Consider the following 24,593-nt stretch of genomic DNA (forward strand, 5'->3'; position numbering starts at 1 on the left):
GTGAGTCTTGAGCAGTATTAATGACAACCGAATGAACCGTCTCGTTGCGGAGATTGCGGCCAGCTACCGGGAACGGCCGATTAATCCTTTGCTGGATTATTCGCTGCTTCCGAGCCGCAAGCGGGTTATTGAGAGCATACATTTGGTTTGGGAATTGCTGTTTCCCGGTTATTTCGGCAAGCAGGACTTGAATGACGAGACGATGGAGTATCATATTGGGTCTGTTCTCATACAGATTCAGGAGAAACTGTCGGATCAGATTGGCCGCTCTCTGCTGTACCGAAGGGGCCAGGATTCCCATTCCTCCCAAGAGGTAAGGCCGGAGGCGGAGGAAATCATTCATCAATTTCTGGCTGAAATCCCGCGGATTCGGAGCGTGCTGGCCACCGATGCCCAAATCGCTTTCGATGGAGATCCGGCGGCCAATGATTTGAGCGAGATCATTTTCTCCTATCCCGGCTTATTCGCGGTGGGGATCTACCGTATGGCCCATGAACTGGAATTGCTGTCTGTGCCCCTCATTCCTCGAATTATGACCGAATATGCGCACAGCGTCACGGGAATTGATATCCATCCCGGGGCGAAGATCGGCAGTTCCTTCTTTATCGACCATGGTACCGGGGTGGTAATCGGGGAAACAACGGTGATCGGTAATCGGGTGAAGGTTTACCACGGGGTGACGCTGGGAGCCTTGTCGCTCAGGGAGGGCCATTTGATGTATGGAAAAAAGCGCCATCCGACGCTTGAGGATGATGTAACGGTGTATTCCGGCGCATCCATTCTGGGCGGGGATACCGTCATCGGCAAAGGGGTCGTGATCGGCAGCAATGTTTCCATCTTCAAGTCCGTGCCTGCCGGCGCGAAAGTAACCGTAAAGAACCCGGAACTGATTATCAAAGGCCAGGCGCGGCAAGAGTTCCCGCAGGAATTCACCTGGGACTGGATAATTTAAGGGCCTGCATTAAAAAAACGAACCTATCTCCCACTGATCATAAAGTGGAAGATGGGTTCGTTTATAATTTATCCGGAAAAGCGGGTTAAAGCTCGGAATGGCCTCACGGGATAGGCCCCGCACCATTCCTTAAATTATTCCGCTGCCGAAGCAGTAGGAGACGCGTCCGCCAGCATCTGGCGCAGCACCGTTTGCAGGATGCCGCCGTTGTGGTAGTAATCGACGTCGACCATGCTGTCCAGCCGCGCGATTACCGGGAATTCGAACTGGGTGCCATCCTCGCGGGTGGTGGTAACCGTAAGCTCTTGTCCGGGCTGCACATCATTGCTAAGTCCGGTGATGTCGAAGATTTCGCGGCCTGTCAGCCCCAGGCTGCTCCAGCTGTGGCCTTCCTGGAACTGCAGCGGCAGCACGCCCATGCCGACAAGGTTGCTGCGGTGAATCCGCTCGAAGCTCTCGGCAATGACGGCTTTGACGCCCAATAGGAACGTGCCCTTGGCCGCCCAGTCGCGCGAGCTGCCCGTACCGTATTCCTTGCCTGCAATGACGACCAGATTCTGCTTAGCCGCCTGGTAGCGCATGGAAGCGTCATAGATCGGCATGACTTCGTTGCTCGGCAGGTAGGTGGTGACGCCGCCTTCCGTTCCCGGAGCGACCGCGTTGCGGATCCGGATATTGGCGAACGTTCCGCGCATCATGACTTCATGGTTGCCGCGGCGGGAGCCGTAAGAGTTGAAGTCCTTGCGCTCTACGCCGTGCTCGCTCAGGTACTTGCCCGCAGGGCCGGATGTCGTGATATTGCCCGCAGGCGAGATATGGTCGGTGGTTACGGAATCGCCCAGCAGGGCGAGTACGCGCGCGCCGTCGATATTCTCGATGTCGCCTAGACCGTCAGCCAGATGCTCGAAGAACGGCGGGTTCTGGATATACGTCGAATTTTCGTCCCATTCGTACAATTCGCCTTCCGGCACGGGAATCGCGTTCCAGCGCTCGTTGGCCGTAAAGACATGCTCGTATTTGCGGCGGAACATTTCCGGACTGACCGACAACCCAATCGCTTCGCTGATCTCGGCGCTGGTTGGCCAGATGTCTTTCAGGTATACAGGCTCTCCCTGCGGATCGTAACCGAGCGGATCATTCTGCAGATCGATGTTGACCGTCCCCGCAATCGCATAGGCTACAACCAGCGGCGGCGAAGCGAGATAATTCGCCTTGACCTGGGCGTGTACGCGTCCTTCAAAGTTCCGGTTGCCGGAAATGACGGACGCTACGGTCATATCGTTTACCGCAACCGCCTGGGCTACCTCATCCGGCAGCGGGCCGGAGTTGCCGATACAGGTGGCGCAGCCGTAGCCGGCTACGTAGAAGCCAAGCGCTTCCAGCGGCTTCAGCAGGTCCGCTTTCTCCAGATATTCCGTCACAACCAGCGAACCCGGCGTCAGGCTGCTCTTGACATAGCCCGGCTTGGTCAGGCCGCGTTCCACAGCCTTCTTGGCAAGCAGGCCCGCGCCAAGCATAACGCTCGGATTGGAAGTGTTCGTACAGCTTGTGATCGCTGCGATAACGACTGCGCCGGTGCTCAGCTCGCTTTTGCTTCCGTCTTTGTGGAGAAGCTCGACCTTTTGCGCAATTTTCTCGTCGCTGAGGCCGTAACCGCCCTTGTCGACAGGAGTGCGGATAATACCTTCAAAGTTCTCTTTCATATGAGTAAGCTCGATCCGGTCCTGCGGACGCTTCGGCCCAGCCAAGCTCGGCACGACCGAGGCGAGATCCAGCTCGATTGTATCGCTGAATACCGGGTCCGGCGTTTCCGCCGTGCGGAACATGCCTTGGGTTTTGTAATACGTCTCAACCAGATCCACCAGCTCATCGGGACGGCCCGTGCTGCGCAGATAGAAGAGAGTCTCATCGTCTACCGGGAAGAAACCGATCGTCGCGCCGTATTCAGGCGCCATATTGGCGACCGTCGCCCGGTCGGCCAGGCTGATATTCGCAAGGCCAGGTCCGTAGAATTCGACGAATTTGCCAACCACGCCTTTTTTGCGCAGCAATTGGGTAACGGTCAGCGCCAAATCGGTTGCCGTAGCGCCTTCCACGAGACTGCCCGTCAGTTTGAAGCCGATAACGTCAGGAGTTACAAAATAGAGCGGCTGCCCCAGCATGCCGGCTTCCGCTTCGATACCGCCAACGCCCCAGCCTACGACGCCAAGACCGTTGATCATCGTCGTATGGGAGTCGGTGCCTACCAGCGAATCCGGATACACGGTTGTTTCTCCGTCAGCCGTCTTCGTGGCCGCCACCGAAGCGAGATACTCCAGGTTGACCTGATGCACGATGCCGGTCGCCGGAGGAACGGCGCGGAAATTGTTGAATGCCGTCTGCGCCCAGCGCAGGAAGCGGTAGCGTTCCTCGTTGCGTTCGAATTCAACGTTCATATTGTATTCCAGCGCATCCTTGGTGCCGAAAGCGTCAACCATAACCGAATGGTCGATAACGAGGTCGACCGGTACGAGCGGGTTGATCTGCTTTGGATCGCCGCCGGCTTTTTTCACCGTATCCCGCATGGCCGCAAGGTCTACAACCACCGGTACACCGGTAAAATCCTGCAGCACGATCCGAGCGGGAATGAAGGGGATTTCCTTGCCGCGGTCGATGTCGCCGGCCCATCCGGCCAGCTGTTTGACATGCTCTTCCGTAATGGCTCTTCCGTCGAACTGGCGGACAGCGGCCTCAAGCAGCACTTTAATAGAAAAGGGAAGGGAAGAGATGCTGCCGAGTCCTTGCTGTTCAAGGGATTGAAGATCGTAATAACGGTACGTCTTGCCGCCCGACGTGAATGAGCGGACCAGATTGAAATTATCCTTGCTTGGCATGAATGTGCCTCCTTGTTTCATCTGTTGAAACTCCATTTCATATTCAACTCTGTCTATTAAGTATAACGGTTACAGGAGGTCGAGTAAAGTTTTTTCCTTCATTTTATTCGAAAAATCCGCTCCTTTTTCGGCCCTGGTTCTTCAACAAAATACTGGAGTTAAGCCTCGCGTCCAACACTGCACTTTGTGGGGTTATTGTCCGTATAGCCGCCCGCTCTGCCTCATATATATAGTACAGCAGCATATTGTCCAGGCGAAGCGCAGCCTTTGGCCTGGGAATTTGCTTTAGGCGTTTTTCTTGCGGGTAACGCGTAAGTGCAAGCAGATTTATGTATCTGTGCGGGAAGGGGCGAAAATGGGCAATGGATCAGAAATGGAAGCAAAGCCTGTATGTATATGTCGATCAATGCAACAAAAGCCGGGTGGTTCCCGAAGCGGAAGTCTTAACCGGCGCTTTGAGCGAACCGGGTATCGGGCTCGGGCAGCAGGAGCGCGGCCGGAGGATTGCGAAATGGTACAGCGACAGAGGGATCACGCCCCGGCGCTGCGAGACGGGGGTCAAGGTGCTGCGGACGGCGCAGCGGGATTCGGGGGACGTTGTAGCGGAGGTTGCCCTGCACAGCGCATTTTATTATGAAAAAGGCGGGATCACGCACCGCGAAGACAAAGTGGAGCGGGAGCGCCTGACCTTTGCTAATGCCAAAGGGAGTGCGGGGTGGACTGTCGCCGGTGTGGAGCGGGATATTCCGGAGAAGGTTCCCCGGAAAGGTGCTGGAGCGTCTCCCGAGGAGCTCTCCAGCCTTGAAGCGCCGCCTTTTCCGGGGCCGCTGCTGAGCCGCAGGGTGCTTGGCCCTTCCGTCCGCGATGTCCAGTACCGCCGGGAAGACGCGGCGGCGTACGCGGACCGGTGGTGGAACGAGAACAACCCCGAATTTGAAACATTTGCCGTAGACTGCACGAATTATGTCTCCCAATGTCTCTTTGCAGGGGGGGCACCGATCAACTATACTGGTAAAAGAGAAACGGGCTGGTGGTATAAAGGCTACGTCGGCAAGCAGGAGGAGTGGAGCTTCAGTTGGGCTGTCTCGGACAGTCTGCGCCGCTATCTGGACGGGGAACGCCGTACGGGCCTGCGCGCGGAATTGGTGGAACGCCCCGAACAGCTGATGCTTGGAGACGTCATTCAGTATGACTGGGACGGAGACGGACGCTTTCAGCACAGCACGATCGTTACGGCCTTTGACGCGGGCGGCATGCCGCTTGTCAACGCGCATACGGTATCCAGCCGACACCGCTACTGGGACTATCGGGATTCCTATGCCTGGACCGACAGAACGGCCTATCGTTTGTTCCACATTTACGACTATTTATAATTCGGAGAGAGGTTAAGGAATGGAGAATGCAAAACTGACAGTGGGTCTGGTGTACGGCGGCAAATCGGGAGAACATGAAATATCGCTGCAGACCGCTTTTGCCGTGATGAACGCTTTTGACTACGATAAATATGAAATTCTGCCTTTTTATATTACGAAACAGGGGCTGTGGAAGATCGGCGAGAAGCTCGAAGCTCCGTTCAGCCGATTGGAGCAGCTTAAGCTGGAAGGAGTGTCCGCAGACACGGGTAAGGCGCTGAACGCCGTATTCAGCGGTCTCGGCGGCGAAAGTGCGGTCGACGTGATGTTCCCGCTGCTTCACGGCACGAATGGAGAAGACGGAACGATTCAAGGCTTGTTCGAGATGGCTAATATTCCTTATATCGGTGCTGGAGTGCTGGCCTCGGCGGCGGGCATGGACAAAGTCGTCATGAAGAAGCTCTTCGCGGAAGCGAGGCTGGAGCAGTGCCGGTACGGTTATTTCAATGCCGCCGTCTGGAAGAGCAAGAGCCATGATCTGATTGTCGGCATCGAGGATAAGCTCGGCTATCCGGTATTCGTGAAGCCGGCCAATCTGGGCTCCAGCGTCGGCATCTCCAAAGCCGTGGACAAGGAAAGTCTTGTCAAGGCGATTGAGACCGCCTTCCGTTACGATACCAAGGTCATTGTCGAGGAGTTCGTCGATGGGCGGGAACTGGAGGTCAGCGTGCTCGGCAATGACGAGCCGGAGGCTTCCGTTCCAGGCGAAATCGTCTCCTCCGGCGAATATTACGATTATGCGGCCAAATATATCGACGGCAAGTCGCAGATGCTGATTCCGGCTCCCGTCGATCCCGAAACCGCCGACCGGCTGCGCGAGCTGGCGCTGGCCGCTTTTCGGGCCATTGAAGGCAGCGGCATTGCGCGGGCCGATTTCTTCCTCCGCAAATCCGACGGCAGAATTTTGATCAACGAGGTCAACACGATGCCTGGCTTCACGCCGTTCAGCATGTATCCGCTCTTGTGGCGCGAGACGGGCGTTTCATACCAGTCGCTGTTGGACCGCATGATCGCTCTCGCGTTCGAGCGGCATCAGTTCAAGCAGGGCTTGAAATACGATAACGAGCAATAATAAACAATAGGCGGATCATCCGGCCGGAAAGGAGAAGGTATTATGGGATTTCAAACGGAGTTTAATTCGGTATGCAAATTCAAGAATGAGCAGGAGCTGTACGAACTGCTGGAATACGGACGCTGCAAAATGCTGAAGCAAGGGTTCCGCATCTTTCCGACCGGACAAAAGGTTATTGCCTATACGCCGGACAACATTGCCGTGGCTATCGTCAAAATCTCGGCGTCTATCGCAGAGATCAACTTCCAGGGCCATGAAGTCACCGCGGTTGAGATGGAGCTTGTCCGCAAGCTGAACGATGAAGAATCCAGAGTACAGACGTCGCTGGCCGACGAGATGTTCTTTGGGGAGCGGGAATGATCGTCCGCTTCGGCTATGTGGCGATGTCCACCGTCATTAAAGACTGTTCACCGTCCAAGACGATGACGATGGCTTCGTTCAGCAAGCTGGAAGACCGCGAGGCGGCGCTTCGCCGCCTTGAGTTGATCGCTAGAGGCAATTTGCATAATACGCTCAGGCTGCTGAGGCATAACCGGGCGTCTGATATAAAGGTATACCGGATGACCTCGAAGCTGATCCCGCTGGCTACGCATCCGGAGCTGCGGGACTGGAATCCTTTTGCCGCGCTGGCCGATGATTTTGCCGAGGTTGGCCGTTATATTAAGGAGAACGGGATGCGGGTGTCTTTCCATCCCGATCATTTTACTGTGCTGAGCACTCCCCGTCCCGAGGTGCTTGCCAGTTCTGTCCGCGACCTGCGGCACCATACGGACATGCTGTCCGCGATGGATCTTCCGGCAACAGCCAAGAACAATATCCATATCGGCGGAGCCTACGGGGATAAGACTTCGGCAGCGGCCCGGTTCGTGAAGCAATTCCGGGAGCTTGCGCCGGAGATGCAGGAACGCATCACGCTTGAGAACGATGACAAGACGTTCAACGCGGTGGAGACGCTGGAGGTCTGCAAGACGCTCGGCTTGCCGATGGTGCTGGATATCCATCATCAATGGGTGAATAACGAGGGAGAGTCTCCCTGGGAGCTGTGGCCTGAAATCAGCCGGACCTGGCAGACGCTGCTGGCCTTGAAGGACGTTGAAACAGATAAGCCGCTTCCGCCCAAGATCCACGTGTCCAGTCCCCGCAGCCCTTCCGATCCCCGGAGCCATGCCGACGGGGTGGAGCCGGAGCCGCTGCTTGCTTTTCTGAAACGGATCGCTGCCGATACTCCGGCGGTTGATGTGATGATCGAAGCCAAGGCGAAGGACGGGGCGCTGTTTGAGCTGATGGAGACGCTGAGAGGACTGGAAAGCGCAGAAAGCGGAATCACCGTGCTGGACGGAGCAAGCATCAGTATCGAGGCATAGATTATGGCCTGTCTGACTTGATAAGTGGCCGCAAATGAGGTACTTTGAAGGAAACTTTGGTTTACCTGCAAAACTTAACAACTAAAGGAGCATATAAAATGGGAGATCTGCTGACCGGAAAAAATATTGTTGTGATGGGCGTGGCGAACGATCGCAGCATCGCCTGGGCGATTGCCAAAAGCCTGTCGGAACAGGGAGCGCGCCTTGCCTTTACATATGAGAGCGAACGTGTGGAAGGACGGGTGCGCAAGCTGGCCGAGACCATTCCCGGTTCAGTGATTCTGCCGTGCAACGTAACGGTCGATGAGGAAATCGACAAGCTGGCGGAGGAACTGAAAGAGAGCTTTGGCGTGCTGCACGGCATTGTGCACAGCATCGCCTTTGCTAAGGGAGAGGACCTCGAAGGCCGCTTTGCCGACACCTCGCGTTCGGGCTTTGCGCTGGCACATGATATCAGCGCCTACTCGCTGGTTGCGGTTGCCCAGCGGCTGCATCCTCTCATGACTGAGGGCGGCTCCATTATCACTATGACGTATATGGGCTCGGAGCGCGTCATGCGCAATTATAACGTAATGGGTGTAGCGAAAGCGGCGCTTGAGGCTTCGGTGCGCTATCTGGCGAGCGATCTGGGTCCGGACAACATCCGGGTGAACGCCGTATCGGCCGGACCGATCCGCACCCTGGCTGCCAAAGGCATCAGCGATTTCAACTCGATTCTGCGTATCGTGGAGGAGAAGGCGCCGCTTCGTCGCAGTACGGATACCGCCGAGGTTGGCGATACGGCGATGTTCCTGATGAGCCATCTATCACGCGGGATTACCGGAGAAGTAATTTATGTGGACGGTGGATATCACATCATCGGAGGTTAGCATGCGGGCCGGACGGCAGGTCCCCGCGAGCTGCGAAGGATCCCTGCGCCCCGGCTATCAAGTTGAAGAAAGCGGAGTGAAGAGATGAGTTCTTTAAATCCTAATAGCGGTAACGAGCGGGAACCGTATGTCGTGTCCAGCAAAGGTTATACGGCGGTAGCCATCAATGCGGCTGCCAAAGCCGGAGAGTATATCAAGAGCAGACAAGGGACGGTAAAGGAACTGGGAACGAAGTCATCGGCGCGCGATCTGGTGACGGAAGTGGATAAAGGCGCAGAGCAGATGATCCGCAGACTTGTGCTGACGCACTATCCCGATCATGCTTTTCTGGGTGAGGAAGGGGTGGAGCCGGGAGCCAATGCCGTAACCGCCGCGCTGGAGGAGCTGAAGGACAACGAGTACCTCTGGATCGTCGACCCGGTGGACGGAACAACCAACTTCGTTCACGGTTTTCCCTTCTACGCGGTATCCATCGCGCTTGCCGTACGCGGCGAATTGACGGTTGGCGTCATTTACGATCCGGTGCGCGATGAAATGTTTGTGGCCGAAAAAGGAAAAGGCGCTTACGTGCATGGCGTCAAGACTGCCGTCTCTTCGGAAGCCTCGCTGGACGACAGTCTGATTGCGCTCGGCTTTCCGCCGGACCGGCAGTTCGCCCAGCCGACCAACCTGGCCGCCTTCCAGAACATCCTGCCGAAAGTCCGCGGCGTCCGCGCCGGGGGCTCCGCCGCTCTGCATCTGGCTTATGTGGCTGCAGGGAGGGTCAGCGGCTACTATGAAGCGGGTCTAAGCCCTTGGGACTGCGCCGCCGGTGTGCTGCTGGTCAAAGAATCGGGCGGAGTCGTTACCGATATGCGGGGTGAGCCGTATCATATCGGCACACGACACATCGTGGCTACCAACGGGCATATTCATGAAGACATTCTGTCTTCCCTGAAAGAAGCGGGAGCGACGGGATTCTAGCATACGCAGAAGGAGGCAGGGCTTAGGATGAGCGGGAAAGAAGATCTGGAACGTCGCTTGAGCGAGATGCTGACCGAAGGTGAGCTTGCGCAAAGCGGCCGTGAAGCGGGGCAGCGCCATTCAGTATCGCCGAAATACGAAATACGCATTCAGACCGCGCTTGATCCGATTGTGGAGGAGACTTACCGATATCGGGAAATGGCCCGGGAGCTGGACGACAGATATGACAAATATCTGGAACGGACGCGGACAAAAGAACGGAAGGATGCCTCTCCAGATCCGATTTCCAGCACTGCTTCCGATACGCCTGCAGACCGGAAGGAGCTTTCCGATGACGGCGGATAGAATGGCCGGAACCATGGCGGTGAACGGATATGCGGGACCTTAGCCGGTGCATTTATAATATAACAGGAGTCCAGGGCTGCGTCGCAGCGGCCCAGGGCTCTTTTTCACATACAGAGTTTGATTTGCAAATATAAAATGATAGGTGGCAATGACGATGAAGCTTGCAGCAATGCCGGGTACGGACTTGACCTTTAAGCCTCTGGCCCTGGGAACGGCTGAATTTGGCAGCGCCGTATCCGAAGAAGAATCTTTTCGGATCATGGACCGTTTTGTGGAAGCCGGAGGAAGCTGGATAGACACGGCCAGGGTCTATGCCGATTGGCTGGCGGACGGTCACGGGAAGAGCGAAATCACGGTAGGGAAATGGCTGGAGAAAAGCGGCTTGCGGGAACGGGTTCTGATCTCCACAAAAGGCGGTCATCCGAGACTGGAGAGTATGAATGTTTCGCGTCTGTCCGAGGCCGAGATTCGATCGGATGCGGAGGAAAGCTTGCGCTGGCTTGGTGTGGATACCATCGATATATATTGGCTGCACCGTGATGATGAGAGTATACCGGTTATGGAGGTTCTCCGCCCGCTTAACCGTCTGGTCAAGGAAGGCAAAATCCGCTATTTCGGCTGTTCCAATTGGAGGCCTTACCGGATCCGGGAAGCGGCGGCGGCTGCCGCGGCCCACGGAGTGCAGACCTTTTCCGCCAGTCAGATTCAGTGGAGCCTTGCGGATACAAATGAAGGCTCAATTGAGGATACGACAACGGTCGAAATGGATAAGGAAGGGTATGAGTTTCATGCACAAACCGGGCTTAGCCTGTTCGCTTTTACTCCACAGGCCAAGGGTTTTTTTCAGAAGCTGCATGCCGGCGGGCCGGATTCTCTCAAAGCCGCTGTGAGAAACATTTACTATAATGAGGTTAATCTCGGACGGATGGAGCGCGTGGCGGAGCTGTCCGGCCAATTGAATGTTTCCATCTCTTCGATTGTGCTTAGCTATTTGATTAGTCAACCCTTCACGGTAATACCGGTTATTGGCACCAGCTCGTTCGGGCAGATTGAGGAGGCTCTGGAGAGTCTTGAGGTAAGGTTGACTCCGTCACAGGTCAAATATCTGGAGCAGGGCTGAAGAATCGGTTGACCGGAACATCTTCAATCCAAATAATAAAGCGTTTGCGGCAAGCATCCGAATTCTCCTGCGAAGTCAAAGCCCGCTTGCGGCATATTTGGACTGATGGGGCCAAGTCTACCTTTATAGGAATCTGGATGATAGAATGTAAGAAATGGAAAAACCCATGTAGACTTGGAGGGATATAATGATCGACTTGCGGAAAAAATGGACAGCCGCCATAAGTTGCCTGCTGCTCGTAACCATGCTGCTGGGACCGGGAGTTCAGGGCGCTTCGGCAGCCGCTGCGGAAGCGGCGCAGCCGGATGTTGTTGGTATCGTGACGTTGGGGGACTCCATCACGGCCGGCTATGAGCCGGGCATGAATCTGAGTTCCCAGCCTTACGGTTACGCGGAACGTCTGCTGGAACAGGCCTGGTTTCACGGCAAGCGCGCCACGCTGGGCAACTATGGGCTTCTGGGGCTGACAACGGCCGGACTTCGAAATTATACGGCGGCGATCAAGGACGGTACGGCCATTACGGCTGACAGCATCCAGCCCGGCATTGCCGATCCCCGTCTGGATTCGTTTGCGGCAAAAGCCTCGCAGACCAAGGCCGACATTGCGGGCGCGAAGCTGATCACGATCACCATCGGCGGCAATGATGTGAGCAGTCTGCTGCTGGAGGCCAAAGATATGTCGGAGAGTGATCTAAAGGATCGTGTACAAGAGCTGCTGTCCGATTATAAGGCCAATGTCACCGCCGCGCTGGAGAACTTAAGAGCGGTTAATCCGAGTGCGACGATCATCATTGCCGATCAGTACCAGCCTGTTCCGCAGCTTTATGCCGGTCAGAACTATCCGAAGCTGATGGGCGCTGCCGCAAGCTTTACGCAGGCGGTCGACAGTCTGGCCGGAAGCGTAACGCGCACAGACGCCCCCGTGCTTGTCGCTCATGCGGCCTCTCGGTTTGCGGGCCAGGAGGGATCGCTGACGCATATTATCGCCGATTCCGATTTCCATCCGACCCAGCTTGGCTATGAGACGATTGCCAAGGTGTTCGCCGAAATGGTATGGGGCGGCTACCGTGTGCCGAGCACTTTCCTGACCCCCTCCGCCTCACAGCGGCCGATGTCGATTGTCGTTAACAGCACGGAGCTGAATACGCCTAACAAGCCGATCGTCCGCAGCGGACAGAATTTCCTGGCGCTGGCGGATGTATTGAAGGCGATGGAAGCAAGCGGCAAATGGGACAACAAGACGTCAAGCGCAACGATTGTTTACGGCGGCCGGACGGTAGTGATTACAATCGGCTCCAAGACGATACAGGTGAACGGACAAAAGATCGAGATAGACAACCCTGCTTTTTTACAAAAGACAGGAAAGGAAGTCAAGACGTATTTGCCTCTGGGCGCTCTGGCCTCGGGCCTAGGCTTCGATGTAGAATATAGCGCGCAGCTGCGTACCGCTTTTATCAATCCTTAAATATATTAATGATTAAGCAAGCGCGTATTAAAAGTTCATCAAGTGAAGCGAAGGTGGAGAAAACGGTGTCTGAAGCAAGGTTTACGCAAGATTATGTGATTACGATGGATGATATTGTAAGAGAAGGGCATCCGGCGCTTCGGACCGTCACGGAACCGGTTAAGCTGCCTTTGACGGAGGAAGACCGCGAAACGCTGCTGTGCATGCTTCAGTTCCTGAAGAATAGCCAGGATGAGGAGGCGGCGGCCAAGTATAAGCTGCGCTCCGGAGTAGGGCTCTCGGCCAATCAGATTGGGCTGAACAAGCGGATGTTCGTCATGTTTACCCAGGATGAGCACGGCACACTGATCGAGCATGCCCTGGTCAATCCCAAAATCGTCAGCCATTCTCTGGCGATGGTCTATTTGCCGGATAGCGAAGGCTGCCTGTCGGTCGACCGGCCGGTTCAGGGCTTTGTTCCGAGATATGAATCGGTCAAGGTAAAAGCTTATGATCTTGCGGCGGGCAAAGAGATCCAGCTTCGGTTCAAGGGCTATACGGCGATTATCATTCAGCATGAGATGGACCATCTTAACGGGATCATGTTCTACGACCGGATCAATAAAGAGAATCCGTTCAAGCTGCCGCAGGGCGTGGCGATCCGCAGTCTGTACGACAGGGACGGGGAATAACACTGAAAAACAAATGATCTGGAAATGAATGATCTTCTGCAAACAAGCGTACATTATGAATCAAGGCGGCTACAGCTTGCGTAACCGGAGCGGCGGCCGCTTTTTTTGTGCGTTCATTCGACAGGAAAAAAAGGGGCTGCGGAAAGGATATTGCCATCGAATCATCCGCTGCTGCTGCAGCCCGTCCCAGCCTTGTGAGCGTTTACCGGCGTCGCTGGCTTCCGGCTGCCCGGGCCGCACACAAAAACGCCGTTCAAGGACGACAGTGACTGTCTTTGAACGGCGTGTATTCTTGGATTCGCGTTAGCTTATCTTTCTTCCTTCATCGCGCGGAAGGAGTCTTCCGCCGCTTCAAGCGTGGCGTCGATATCCTCGTCGGTGTGGGCCGTGGTCAGGAACCACGCTTCAAACTTCGAAGGCGCCAGATTGATGCCGCGGTTCAGCATGTGGCGGAAGAAGCTGGCGAACGCTTCGCCGTCGGTAGCCTGAGCCTCATCGTAGTCGGTGACAGGATGATCGCAGAAATGGGTGGAGAAGGCGCCGCGGATGCGGTTGATCGTCAGCGGAATGCCGTGACGGTCCGCCGATTCTTCCAGCCCGTCCGTCAAGCGGATAGCCAGCCGCTCCATTTCCTCGTATACGCCTGCTCCTTGCAGAATTTCCAGGCAGGCGATGCCCGCCGAGATGGATGCGGGATTTCCCGCCATCGTACCGGCCTGATAAGCCGGTCCAAGCGGTGCGACCTGATCCATAATTTCCTTGCGGCCCCCGTAAGCGCCGATCGGCAGGCCGCCGCCGAAGATTTTCCCCATCGCCGTCAGATCGGGGATGATCTGTTCATGGTTGTCCAGTCCGGCGTATGTCTGCGCGCCGCCGTAATGGAAGCGGAAATTGGTAATCACCTCGTCGTAAATGACGAGCGAGCCATTGTCATGCGCCAGCTTGCACATGCCTTCAAGGAACCCGGGCTTCGGCATAACCATGCCGAAGTTCCCGACGATTGGCTCGACCATGACGGCGGCGACATCGTCGCCCCATTTGTTCAGCGCCTCGCGCAGCCCGTCCAGATTGTTGAACGGCACAGTAATGACTTCGTGCGCGATGCTTACCGGAATGCCGGCGCTGTCCGGGATGCCCAGCGTGGACGGGCCGGAGCCCGCGGCGACCAGCACCAGATCGGAGTGGCCGTGGTAGCAGCCGGCGAACTTGATGATCTTGGTCCGGCCGGTGAACGCCCGGGCGACCCGGATTGTCGACATGACGGCTTCGGTGCCTGAATTGACGAACCGGACTTTATCCAGCGACGGAATGGCTTCCTTGATCATTTTGGCGAGAGTAATTTCGAGCGCTGTCGGGGTTCCGTACAGCACACCGTTCTCCGCGGCCTTCGTAATGGCGGCGGTAATATGCGGATGGGCGAACCCGGTGATTACCGGGCCGAAGGCCGCGAGATAATCGATATAGCGGTTGCCGTCCTCGTCCCAGAAATGGGCGCCGGCGGCGCGCTTCATGAAGACGGGCGCTCCACCGCCCACCGCCTTGAAGGATCTGGAGGGGCTGTTTACGCCTCCGACGATGTGCTGGAGCGCTTCCTGGTACAGCTGTTCTGAGGTGGAACGATTCATAAATGGGTCATCCTTTCGGCTCAGTGTTCTTGCTGAGCTCATATTTGGGTGCACGCGCGTCAACGGGCGGAAGGCGTCGATCCGCCGTCCGCCCGTTAGGGGCAATGCCTGTTATGCTGTCTGTGAAATGACGATTTATGCGTTCTTTCCGAAGCTGCGCCGCCATAGCGAAGCGTACAGCTCCGAAGGAAATCTACTGTCCGGTTGCGGCAGTGGACGAAGCGGATGGAGAAGCCGCTGGCGCCGGCTCAGTCTTATTGAGCGTCTCCTGTACGAACTCTTTCAGTCTGTCCGGGTCGCGGATGTCAAGCACGGAGCCAAGCTTGCCGGCATTTCTTTCTTCCAGCAGGTTGGACGGCGGGATCTGTTCACTGCCGGCCACGCTGCTGCCATAACCGACGTTAGCCAGCTTCCACATATCGTTGATTGACAGATTCGTGTCGATATAGGGGCTGACCTGCGACAGAATACCAGGAAGCTTAACGAGCGAAGTGGTGCTCTTGAGCTTGTCCGCAACGGCGCTCAGGAAAGCGCGCTGACGCTGCGTGCGCGTATAATCCGAGGTGGCGTCATGGCGAAAACGCACATACTGGAGCGCCTTGCTTCCGTCAAGGTGCTGATAGCCTTGTTTGAGATCGATATCGTACTCGGGGCCGTCAGCTATGGTCTTGTAGACCATGTCCTTTTCGACCGTATAGTCGATGCCGCCGACCGCATCTATAAGCTTGATAAAGCCCTGAAAGTCGGTGTAGACGTAATATTGAATCGGAATCCCGAGCAGATCGCCGACAGTCTTCATCGCAGTATTGGGGCCGTGGATAATGGCGGTATTCACGCGATTTTTGTCATGACCTTCAATCGATACGTAAGTATCCCGGAGGATGGAGAAGACGTGAGCCTTCTTCTTTACCGGATCGAGAGAGACCACCAGCATCGTGTCCGAGCGGGGGATTTCCCCTTTTTTCACGCCGCGCGCATCCACACCCATCAGCAGGATATTAACGGGCTCCGTTCCCTCCCATTTCGGAGGATCGGGCGTATTGGCGTCTACCGTTTCCACATTTTTGAATGGAGAATCTTCGCCCTGCTTTTGCATGCTGTCAAGACCTTGATAGATGGAAGTGAAGTAGTATACGGCTCCTCCGGCCAGGAGCAGAAGGATGATCATCAAGCCCCGAACCAGAGGTTTCTTGGATTTTCCCTTCTTGGCGTGTCGTTTCGATCTTGGCGGCATTTCTCGCTCTTCCTTTCACATTTGCATTCCCTACATTATAATTTCTTTTATGGATACAATCAATTGTATACCCCGCGGGCCGGATAACGCCTGAAAGAGCCATAAATCAAATTAGAGGAAGTGCATGAATAGCATGGAAGAACTATCCATTGGACAAGAAGCGCCGGACTTTACGCTGCCCGCCTCGGACGGAAGCGAAGCAACCTTAAGCCAATATAGAGGACGCAAGGTACTGCTGTATTTTTATCCGAAAAATATGACGCCGGGCTGCACCCAGGAAGCCTGTGAATTTAGAGACGTCAATGACCGGATCACGGCCAAGGGAGCCGTTATTCTGGGCGTCAGCCCCGATAGTCTCCAGTCGCACGCCAAGTTTATCGCAAAGAACGAACTGCCCTTTCTGCTGCTCTCCGACGAGGACCACAAGGTAAGCGAGCAGTATGGCGTATGGCAGCTCAAGAAACTGTACGGCAAGGAATTCATGGGCATTGTGCGTTCCACCTTCCTGATCGATGAGCAGGGCATCGTGTCCGATATCTGGAAAAAGGTGCGGGTAAAGGGCCATGCGGAGGCGGTTGCGGCAACCCTTGACAGGGAATAGATCGGGTATTTTGAAGTTCCAGGCGTTCCGTTAAATTTTTTACTGTTACATTTTTAACAGCTTTTAGAAGTCTGTTATGTGATATTTTTCCTATAGTTAAAATTTTCAATAAGGCGTGGTGATAGCAGGATGCAGCTGAAGATCGGACTGGATGTAGGATCGACTACGGCTAAGTTGGTTGTCATGGAGCGGAACCAGGTAGTTCATGAGGATTATGTAAGGCACTATAGTGATATAAAAAAAGCGGTTCTCTCTTTGCTCGATAAAGTGATGACCCTGTTTCCGGATAGGGAGGCGGCGCTTGCGGTAAGCGGTTCTTCCGGCTTGTCTCTGTCCAAGCTGGGGAACGTGCCCTTCGTTCAGGAGGTTATCGCTTGTACAAAAGCGATCGGCGAACTGCTTCCCTCCTGCGATACCGCGATTGAGCTTGGAGGAGAGGACGCCAAAATCATTTACCTCACAGGCGGCATTGAGCAGCGGATGAACAATGCTTGCGCGGGTGGGACAGGCGCTTTCATCGATCAGATGGCAGCGCTGCTGCAGACCGATCCCACCGGACTTGACAGACTCGCGGCGGATCATCAGCGTATTTATCCCATCGCCTCCCGCTGCGGCGTATTCGCCAAGAGCGACATTCAGCCGCTGCTTAACGAAGGGGCGCGCCGGGAGGATGTGGCGGCCTCGATCTTCCAAAGCATCGTTAATCAGACGATCGCCGGTCTGGCCTGCGGGCGTAAGATCCGCGGCCGGGTGGCTTTTCTGGGCGGCCCGCTGACTTATTTGTCTGAGCTTCGGGCCCGGTTTGCAGAAACGCTGGAGCTCGCGGAGGAAGACATTCTGTTTCCGGAGAGATCGCAGTATTTCGTGGCGATCGGCTCGGCGTTATCCGAAGGCGGCAGCTCCGCCGCGCCGCTTGCGGAGTGGCGGGACCAGATCGCCGCCATCGATTTTGCGTCCGAGCGTTCCGAGGACGGCGAACTGCCGCCGCTCTTTGAGTCGGAGGCCGACCTTGTGGAATTCCGGCGGCGCCATTCGGAAGCCGCGGCTGTTCGGGCCGATCTGTCCTCGTACCGCGGCCCCTGCTACCTGGGCATTGATGCGGGTTCAACGACAACGAAGCTTGTGCTAACGGGCGCAAGCGATGAAATTCTGTATACATATTACGGAAGCAATAAAGGGAATCCGCTGCAATCGGTGAGCGATGCACTGAAAGAAATATACCGGCTGCTGCCGGAAGGCTGCCATATCGCCGGCTGCTACTCGACCGGCTACGGCGAGGGGCTGATCAAAGCGGCGCTGAAGACCGACGGCGGCGAAGTGGAGACGGTCGCCCATTACAGGGCTGCCGCCAAATTTATGCCGAAAGTCGATTTTATTCTCGATATCGGCGGCCAGGATATGAAATGCATCAAAATCCGGGGCGGCGCTATCGACAGCCTCATGCTGAACGAAGCCTGCTCGGCGGGCTGCGGATCTTTTCTGGAGAGCTTCGCCTCGGCGCTCGGCCTAGGCGTCGCCGAGTTCGCCGAGGCTGCGCTGCAGGCGAAGGACCCTGTCAATCTCGGCTCGCGCTGCACCGTGTTCATGAACTCCAAGGTTAAGCAGGCGCAGAAGGAAGGGGCGTCCCTGTCCGGCCTTTCTGCCGGTTTGGCCTACTCCGTCATCAAGAACGCCCTGCAGAAGGTGATCAAAATCCGCAGGTTCGATGAACTGGGAGAACATATCATTGTGCAGGGCGGCACATTCTACAACGAAGCGGTGCTGCGCGCATTTGAGCAGCTGACGGGCAGAACCGTCGTCCGCCCGGATATCGCCGGCGTAATGGGAGCCTACGGCTGCGCCCTGCTCGCCAGGGAGAACGCCGCGGAGAGCGGCGTCAGCACGCTGCTCGGCCTGCAGGAACTGGAGAGCTTTACCTACGAAGTGACCCAGGGCCGGTGCGGACGCTGCGGCAATAATTGCCCGCTGACCATCAGCCGGTTCCCGGACCGCAGCTTCCATGTGACCGGCAACCGCTGCGAGCGCGGCGCCGGAGGGAAGAAGGAAAAAAATACGCTGCCGAACCTGATGCAGTACAAATATGACCGGTTCTTTGATTACGAGCCTTTGCCCGATGCGGAGGCGGAGCGGGGTGTTGTCGGGCTGCCGCGCGCCATGAACCTGTTCGAGAACTATCCGTTCTGGCACGAGTTCTTTACTGCGCTTCGCTACAAGGTGGTGCTGTCCCCGAAATCGGACAAAAAGCTGTACGAAAGCGGAATGGACACCATTCCGTCCGAAGCGGTCTGCTATCCGGCCAAAATGGCTCACGGGCATGTGCAGAGCCTGCTTGGCCAGGGCGTCGATTTTATTTTCTACCCTGCCATCGTGTACGAGAGGAAAGAGGATAAGGCAGCCGACAACCATTTTAACTGTCCGGTCGTCGCCTCTTATCCGGAGGTCATCCGCAACAACATGGACGGCCTCAAGGAAAAGGAAATCCCGCTCGTCAGCCCGTTCCTGACCTTTGATGACGTTCCGGCGCTGACCAAAGCCCTGGCGCGCACCTTCCCGGACATTCCGAAGGAGGAAATGGCTGCCGCCGTACAGGCCGGTCTGGCGGAAGCGGAACGCGCCAAGAGCGATTTGCGGCGAAAAGGCGAGGAGACGCTGGCGTTCCTTGAGGAGAGCGGAACCAAGGGCATCCTGCTCTGCGGGCATCCGTACCATGCCGACCCGGAAATCAACCACGGAATCGCGGAGCTCATCACGGGCATGGGGCTGGCGGTTCTTACCGAGGATGCGGTCTTCCATCTGGGGAGCGAAAAGAGCGACATCAACATCGTGAACCAGTGGACCTATCACGCCCGCATATACAGAGCCGCGCGGCTCGCGGCGTCCCGCAGCGATCTTGAGCTGGTGCAGCTCACTTCGTTCGGCTGCGGCATCGATGCGATCACCTGCGACGCGGTGCAGGAAATTATGGAGCGTAAGGGCAAGGTGTATACGCTGATCAAGATCGACGAGATCAGCAATCTGGGTGCAGCCCGCATCCGTCTGCGCTCGCTGCTCGCGGCGATGCGAGAGCGAGAGCAAGGAGAGGCCGCGCCTCGTACGGCCCGGGAAGACGAGCAGAGAGTGACTTTTACGAAGGACATGAAGTCGGCGTATACGATTCTGGCGCCGCAAATGTCACCGATTCACTTCGAGCTGTTCGAGCGGGTGTTCCAGGATTTCGGCTACCGGTTCAAGGTGCTTGAGAAGTCCGGTCCCGAGGAGACGGAGGAAGGGCTGAAGTATGTCAACAACGATGCCTGCTACCCGGCGATTGTGACAATCGGCCAGATTCTGTCGGCGCTGCAGAGCGGCGATTACGATCCGGACCGGACGGCGGTCATTATGTCGCAGACGGGCGGAGGCTGCCGGGCAACGAATTATATTTCCCTGCTGCGCAAAGCGCTGAAGGATGCGGGGCTCGGAAAGATTCCGGTTCTGTCGCTGAACGCCTCGGGTCTTGAGAGCCAGCCGGGCTTCCGGATCGGGTTCAAGATGATCAACCGGATGTTCGCCGCCGCCTGCTACGGCGACCTGCTAATGCGGCTGCTGTACCGCTTCAGACCTTACGAGAAGGTTCCGGGAAGCGCCGAAGCCCTGTTCCGCCAGGGGATGGAGCGCTGCAAGGACAGCTTGTCCTCCTTCTCGTTCCGTGAATATAAGCGGCTATCCCGCGAGATTGCGTCAAGCTTCAGCCGTCTGCCGGTGACGGCGGAGGTTAAGCCGCGGGTAGGCGTGGTCGGCGAGATTCTGATCAAGTTTCATCCCGACGCTAACAACCGGCTTGTCGATCTGATCGAGGCCGAGGGCGGGGAAGTTGTAATGCCCGATTTTCTCGATTTTATCTTTTACTGTGTGTACAATCCGATTTACGGGGCGGAGCAGTTCGGCAAGAGCAAGACGCTCGGGCTGATCAACCCGCTGCTCATTACGTATATACAGATGTACCGCAAGCCGATCACGGCGGCGCTTGATGAGCTGGGACTCGCCCATAAAGACAAGAACATCTACCGTCTCGCCGAAAAAGCCGAAAGGCTCGTGTCGGTGGGCAACCAGATGGGCGAAGGCTGGTTCCTGACCGCCGAGATGATGGAACTGCTTGATCACGGAGTGAACAATATCGTCTGCATCCAGCCATTCGCCTGCCTTCCGAACCATATTACCGGACGCGGGACGATGAAAGGGCTGAAAGAACTGTATCCGAGCGCCAATATTGCCGCCATCGACTATGATGCGGGCGTCAGCGTGGTGAACCAGACGAACCGGATCAAGCTGATGATGTCGATCGCAAACGAGCTGGAGAGCGGCGGAGCGCTCTTTCAAGAGTCTGCCGGGCCCACAGCGGGGACAAAGCTGAAGCCGGTGCAGGCTTAGGTAATAAGCGGGATGGCAGCCGGCTTGGAAAGTTCTCGAAACAGAATAACAGCATAGCCGATATTAAAAAAGGGACGCATCCCAGGTTGTTTTGAACCGGGATGTGTCCCTTTGACTTGTATTAGGAGACGCTCTCTTCTCTCCAGCGCTTAAGCAGTGGCAGCGTCTGAGCGAGCATTCCCTTGGCTTCGGCCTCATCCATGCCCTGCTGCACAAGGTAACCGGCGCAGAGATCAATCATCCCCTGGAGGGTAATGTCAGGCTGCTTAAACTCGCCGTCTTCATAACAATATTTGCAATATTCCTCTGTCTTAATGCCTTCCCGGTCCGTCCCCAGCAGATCTTTCTCCGCCACCGGCATTCCGCAGCTTTGGCAGAACGGTCCGTTGTGTTCCATGTGATGTTCCATTTTCAATCACTCTCCCGCAAATGTTTTTACAGATACAGTATAAGCCGGGGAACTGGACAGCTTACTGTCAAGTTGCCGGGCTGTATTTGCAGGCAATGGCCGCCGCCAGCTCGCCAAGCCGCTGTCTTACATTCTGCGGCTCCAGCACCTCGGCAGCAGACCCGAAGCTGAGCAGAAAGCCGTACAGCCATTCGTCGACGGGATAGTTCAGGGAGACGGTATAGCCGCCGCTGCCGTCAGCCTGAAGCTCGGAGCAGTCGAAACGCTCCTCCGCGATACGCTTGTTTTTGGCAGAGAAATGAAGGATTACTTCGGTCAAGGTTTCACGATCTCCCGGATAGTCATTCCATGGCAAATCCCTAAGCGAAAGCTCGAGCCTGGTGAAAACCGTAGTCCCCTTAACGAGATCCTTCATCCGGTGCAGCTTGAACAGCCGGAAATCCTCCCGCAGCCTGCAGTAGCCGTACAAGTACCAGGATTGGCCCTTCATGACAAGAGTATACGGCTCCACACACCGGACCGTTGCCGTCCCTTCGGCGCTGACATAAGCAAAAGAGACGGTTACGCTCTCTTCCAGCGCCTCCTTGAGCAGAGCAAGCTTCTGTTCGGATGCTCCCGGAAGCCCCCACGGGGTGAGGTCGACAACTTGCTGTGACGCTATGCTGCGGAACTGCTGCGAACGCGAAGGCGGAACAACGCTGCTGATCTTCTCCATCAATCGCTCGTGATCGCCCGTATAGGGGGAGAGGCTTCGCAGAGCGGAAAAGATTTGCGCCAGCTCATGGTCGGTAAGCACATTCCGGTCGAGCCGGTAGCCTTCGATTAACCCGATGCCTCCGCCTCCGCCCTGATAGGTGACCACCGGAATTCCGGCTAGGCTTAGCGTTTCGATATCGCGGTAAATGGTTCGCACCGACACCTCGAACATGTCGGCAAGCTCTTTCGCCTGAACGAGCCGGCGGCCCAGGAGCACGATGACGATGGACAGCAGACGATCTATTTTCATCGGTACGGATCTCCTTTCGGCATATATGAAACGGGTTTTCCGTGAACAGCCAGTTAGTTATATCTTATTCTTTTTTCCGAATTCCGGAAAGGAGAGGGATTGCCATTCTCTTTGCATTCGATTAATATCTAATTAGATATTTATTTAATTCAATAATAGTGAGGATGAACGTCATGACACACCAAAGCACCGCCAAGGACGGCATAAGCGCCGGTTATTACCGATTGTTTGCCGCCGGAATCATCAACGGGATCGGGGATCGTTTCAGCCAGGTTGCCATGCTGTCGCTGATTTTCCAGCTTACCGGATCGGGCATGGCCGTCGGCCTGTCGCTCGGGGTTAAGCTCATTCCGTATTTGGCGCTCGCGCCGCTGGGCGGCTTTCTGGGCGGGAAGCTGCCGCGCAAGACGGTTATGATGGCGACCGATATCGCGCGGATTCCGTTCGCCTTGTCTTTTTTGTGGGTTACGGGGGAGGACCGGCTGTGGCTGCTGTATGTCGGCAGCTTTATGCTGGCGGCGGGAGAGGCGATTTATGCCCCGGTGCGGAAATCATCCATACCGCTCCTTGCACGGCGGGACGCTCTGCTGAGGACTAACGGCATGGAGCAGATGCTGACCGGCTGCGTGCTCATTCTGGGCGCTTTGACGGGCGGCTTCGTCTCCCACTGGTTCGGTCCGCAGACCGCATTCGTTCTGAATGCCGTCTCCTTCCTGGCAGCGGCGCTCATCCTTTCGGGGATTTCATTCCCCCATACCCCGCCGGAAGGGCTGGGAGATGAAGACGAGGGGCTTCACGGGACGGACATGGCGGCGAAAGCCGGGGCAGGGGAGCGCTCCTCAAGCCCCAAAAGCTTGCCCGCTCTCATTGCCGGAAGCGTGTGCTTGCAAATTGTGCTGGGTTATGAACTGCTCGTCTCGCTTGTGAGCGGACTCGACAATGTGCTGATCAGTGTGTATGCCATTCGCGTATTTAACGCGGGAGATATTGGTGTGGGGGTTTTTTACGCATCGCTCGGCGCCGGGCTCACATTGAGCTTTTGGACCGGGCGTCTGGTTAAGCGGAACTTGCTGGCGGCGGCGCTGGGAGGGCTGCTGCTGGAAGGGCTGCTTCACATCGGCATCAGCGCGGCAGGGAGCTTTGCGGCAGTCTGCGGATTGTATGTTCTTGCGTCTCTGGCGTCGGGGATCGTGTCCGCCTCTCTCGATACGCTGCTCATGCGGGAGACGCCCGCCAGGTGGCAGCCTCTTCTGTTCGGGCTGATGACGGCGGCGGGCAGTATGGTGCTCGGCTTGTCCATGCTGCTGGCCGGTTATCTGCTAACCAGAATGGAGCCCCGCTTGATGGGGCTTGCGGGAGGTGTCTGTTTTGCCGCAATTGCCGTTGTGCTGGGGGCGTACGCATGGATGAAGGACAGACGAGGCAGGAAGGTCAGCGTTCTTTCGAGGACTCCTTAACCGTGCCCATTACGCGTAGAGCTTTGGGTCTGCGGCTGAAACGGAAGCGGTAGACGAGAATCATCGCGGCCAGCAGGACGGCGGCCAGCACGATCCATGGAGCGTAAGCCTCAAACAGATGGAATACAGCGGTCCACTGGGGTCCGAACAGCCGGCCGATCCCGAGAAACAGAATGACCCAGAACAGCGCGCCTCCATAGGCGTAGAGGGCGAACTTGCGGAAAGGAAGAGCGATAATGCCGGAGAAATAACCGGTAAAATGGCGCACGCCGGGGATGAAATACCCGATCGTAATCAGACCGCTGCCGTACCGCTCGAACCAGAGCTGCGTTTTTTCAAGCTTGGCGGGAGAGAACAAAAACCACCGGCCATACCGCTGAATAAACGGCATTCCGGCTTTGAGGCCGATGAAATACGTGATAGTCATCCCGATTGTCGTTCCGAAGAACGCGACGATAATCAATATCATAAAGTCGAGCCGCCCCGTATAGGACAGGTATCCGGCGAAAGCCATTGTCGTCTCCCCGGGAAAGGGCAATGCGATAAATTCCAGCAGCAGCCCGAAGAACAGCACGTTATACCCATACTTCCCGAATAATTCCTGTATCCAATTCAGCATTTCCATAGTTGATGTCACTCTCCAAAAAGATGGGCATACGCCGCTTTAAGTTTGCATATTCTTACTTCCGGCACCGGCTGTTTCATCAGCGGGAGGCCATGTCTAATTCGCGGCTTGTCCTCATATAAT

At 56.2% G+C, this 24,593-nt stretch carries 20 protein-coding genes; 14 read left to right on the forward strand and 6 right to left on the reverse strand.

Annotated elements, in window-relative coordinates:
- The first annotated feature begins 7 nt into the window (after positions 1 to 7).
- Complete coding sequence (locus KP014_RS06445) at positions 8 to 952, forward strand: serine O-acetyltransferase (protein WP_246590652.1); 945 nt, start codon at positions 8 to 10, stop codon at positions 950 to 952.
- Positions 953 to 1,086: 134 nt separating this feature from the next.
- On the opposite strand, the gene acnA is transcribed toward KP014_RS06445, so the two are convergent.
- Positions 1,087 to 3,825, reverse strand: coding sequence for an aconitate hydratase AcnA (gene acnA, locus KP014_RS06450; protein WP_090834439.1), 2,739 nt, complete (start codon positions 3,823 to 3,825; stop codon positions 1,087 to 1,089).
- A gap of 362 nt (positions 3,826 to 4,187) precedes the next feature.
- On the opposite strand from acnA, the gene KP014_RS06455 reads away from it, so the two are divergent.
- The 10 genes from KP014_RS06455 (at position 4,188) to def (ending at position 13,106) form a co-directional block, all read left to right on the forward strand.
- The gene (locus KP014_RS06455; RefSeq protein ID WP_036597316.1) at positions 4,188 to 5,198 is read left to right on the forward strand and encodes an amidase domain-containing protein; all 1,011 of its coding nucleotides are present in this window, start codon (positions 4,188 to 4,190) and stop codon (positions 5,196 to 5,198) included.
- 19 nt (positions 5,199 to 5,217) lie between these two features.
- Positions 5,218 to 6,309, forward strand: coding sequence for a D-alanine--D-alanine ligase (locus KP014_RS06460; RefSeq protein ID WP_036597314.1), 1,092 nt, complete (start codon positions 5,218 to 5,220; stop codon positions 6,307 to 6,309).
- Between the two features lie 42 nt (positions 6,310 to 6,351).
- Positions 6,352 to 6,669, forward strand: a complete 318-nt coding sequence (locus tag KP014_RS06465; protein WP_036597311.1) for a hypothetical protein — start codon at positions 6,352 to 6,354, stop codon at positions 6,667 to 6,669.
- Positions 6,666 to 7,673, forward strand: a complete 1,008-nt coding sequence (uvsE, locus tag KP014_RS06470; RefSeq protein ID WP_036597310.1) for a UV DNA damage repair endonuclease UvsE — start codon at positions 6,666 to 6,668, stop codon at positions 7,671 to 7,673. Before KP014_RS06465 ends, uvsE begins: the two co-directional genes overlap by 4 nt.
- A 98-nt stretch (positions 7,674 to 7,771) precedes the next feature.
- Entirely contained in the window at positions 7,772 to 8,542 is a 771-nt protein-coding gene (fabI, locus tag KP014_RS06475) for an enoyl-ACP reductase FabI (RefSeq protein ID WP_036597308.1), read from the forward strand.
- 84 nt (positions 8,543 to 8,626) lie between these two features.
- Positions 8,627 to 9,505 (forward strand): inositol monophosphatase family protein, encoded by an 879-nt coding sequence (locus KP014_RS06480; RefSeq protein ID WP_036597306.1) that lies wholly within the window; start codon positions 8,627 to 8,629, stop codon positions 9,503 to 9,505.
- A 27-nt stretch (positions 9,506 to 9,532) separates the two neighbouring features.
- Positions 9,533 to 9,850, forward strand: a complete 318-nt coding sequence (locus KP014_RS06485) for a hypothetical protein (protein ID WP_051500241.1) — start codon at positions 9,533 to 9,535, stop codon at positions 9,848 to 9,850.
- A gap of 154 nt (positions 9,851 to 10,004) precedes the next feature.
- Positions 10,005 to 10,970, forward strand: coding sequence for an aldo/keto reductase (locus tag KP014_RS06490; protein ID WP_175491895.1), 966 nt, complete (start codon positions 10,005 to 10,007; stop codon positions 10,968 to 10,970).
- Positions 10,971 to 11,157: 187 nt separating this feature from the next.
- Complete coding sequence (locus tag KP014_RS06495; protein WP_036592890.1) at positions 11,158 to 12,435, forward strand: stalk domain-containing protein; 1,278 nt, start codon at positions 11,158 to 11,160, stop codon at positions 12,433 to 12,435.
- Between the two features lie 104 nt (positions 12,436 to 12,539).
- The gene (gene def / locus KP014_RS06500; protein ID WP_036592894.1) at positions 12,540 to 13,106 is read left to right on the forward strand and encodes a peptide deformylase; all 567 of its coding nucleotides are present in this window, start codon (positions 12,540 to 12,542) and stop codon (positions 13,104 to 13,106) included.
- Positions 13,107 to 13,414: 308 nt separating this feature from the next.
- Here the strand turns inward: def and KP014_RS06505 are convergent, their stop codons facing one another.
- Both KP014_RS06505 and KP014_RS06510 read right to left on the reverse strand, forming a co-directional pair.
- On the reverse strand, positions 13,415 to 14,731 hold the full coding sequence (locus tag KP014_RS06505; RefSeq protein WP_090834436.1) for a glutamate-1-semialdehyde 2,1-aminomutase: 1,317 nt from the start codon (positions 14,729 to 14,731) through the stop codon (positions 13,415 to 13,417).
- Between the two features lie 193 nt (positions 14,732 to 14,924).
- On the reverse strand, positions 14,925 to 15,965 hold the full coding sequence (locus KP014_RS06510) for an LCP family protein (protein WP_090834435.1): 1,041 nt from the start codon (positions 15,963 to 15,965) through the stop codon (positions 14,925 to 14,927).
- A gap of 133 nt (positions 15,966 to 16,098) precedes the next feature.
- Here KP014_RS06510 and bcp point away from each other — a divergent pair, with 133 nt between their 5' ends.
- Both bcp and KP014_RS06520 read left to right on the forward strand, forming a co-directional pair.
- Positions 16,099 to 16,566 (forward strand): thioredoxin-dependent thiol peroxidase, encoded by a 468-nt coding sequence (gene bcp, locus KP014_RS06515; protein WP_036603300.1) that lies wholly within the window; start codon positions 16,099 to 16,101, stop codon positions 16,564 to 16,566.
- 129 nt (positions 16,567 to 16,695) lie between these two features.
- Entirely contained in the window at positions 16,696 to 20,973 is a 4,278-nt protein-coding gene (locus tag KP014_RS06520; protein ID WP_090834434.1) for a 2-hydroxyacyl-CoA dehydratase, read from the forward strand.
- A 121-nt stretch (positions 20,974 to 21,094) separates the two neighbouring features.
- Here KP014_RS06520 and KP014_RS06525 read toward each other — a convergent pair whose 3' ends face one another.
- Together KP014_RS06525 and KP014_RS06530 are read right to left on the reverse strand one after the other, a co-directional pair.
- Entirely contained in the window at positions 21,095 to 21,382 is a 288-nt protein-coding gene (locus KP014_RS06525) for a zinc ribbon domain-containing protein (protein WP_063619567.1), read from the reverse strand.
- Between the two features lie 67 nt (positions 21,383 to 21,449).
- Positions 21,450 to 22,388, reverse strand: a complete 939-nt coding sequence (locus KP014_RS06530) for a helix-turn-helix transcriptional regulator (protein ID WP_036605141.1) — start codon at positions 22,386 to 22,388, stop codon at positions 21,450 to 21,452.
- 173 nt (positions 22,389 to 22,561) lie between these two features.
- On the opposite strand from KP014_RS06530, the gene KP014_RS06535 reads away from it, so the two are divergent.
- The gene (locus KP014_RS06535; RefSeq protein ID WP_051500709.1) at positions 22,562 to 23,845 is read left to right on the forward strand and encodes an MFS transporter; all 1,284 of its coding nucleotides are present in this window, start codon (positions 22,562 to 22,564) and stop codon (positions 23,843 to 23,845) included.
- On the opposite strand, the gene KP014_RS06540 is transcribed toward KP014_RS06535, so the two are convergent.
- A complete protein-coding gene (locus tag KP014_RS06540) occupies positions 23,820 to 24,470 on the reverse strand; it encodes a DedA family protein (RefSeq protein WP_036605140.1) in 651 nt (216 codons plus the stop codon). The genes KP014_RS06535 and KP014_RS06540 overlap by 26 nt on opposite strands.
- Positions 24,471 to 24,593: the final 123 nt, after the last annotated feature.

Origin of the sequence: Paenibacillus sophorae, from assembly GCF_018966525.1 — a bacterium.
GTDB lineage: Bacteria > Bacillota > Bacilli > Paenibacillales > Paenibacillaceae > Paenibacillus_AQ > Paenibacillus_AQ sophorae.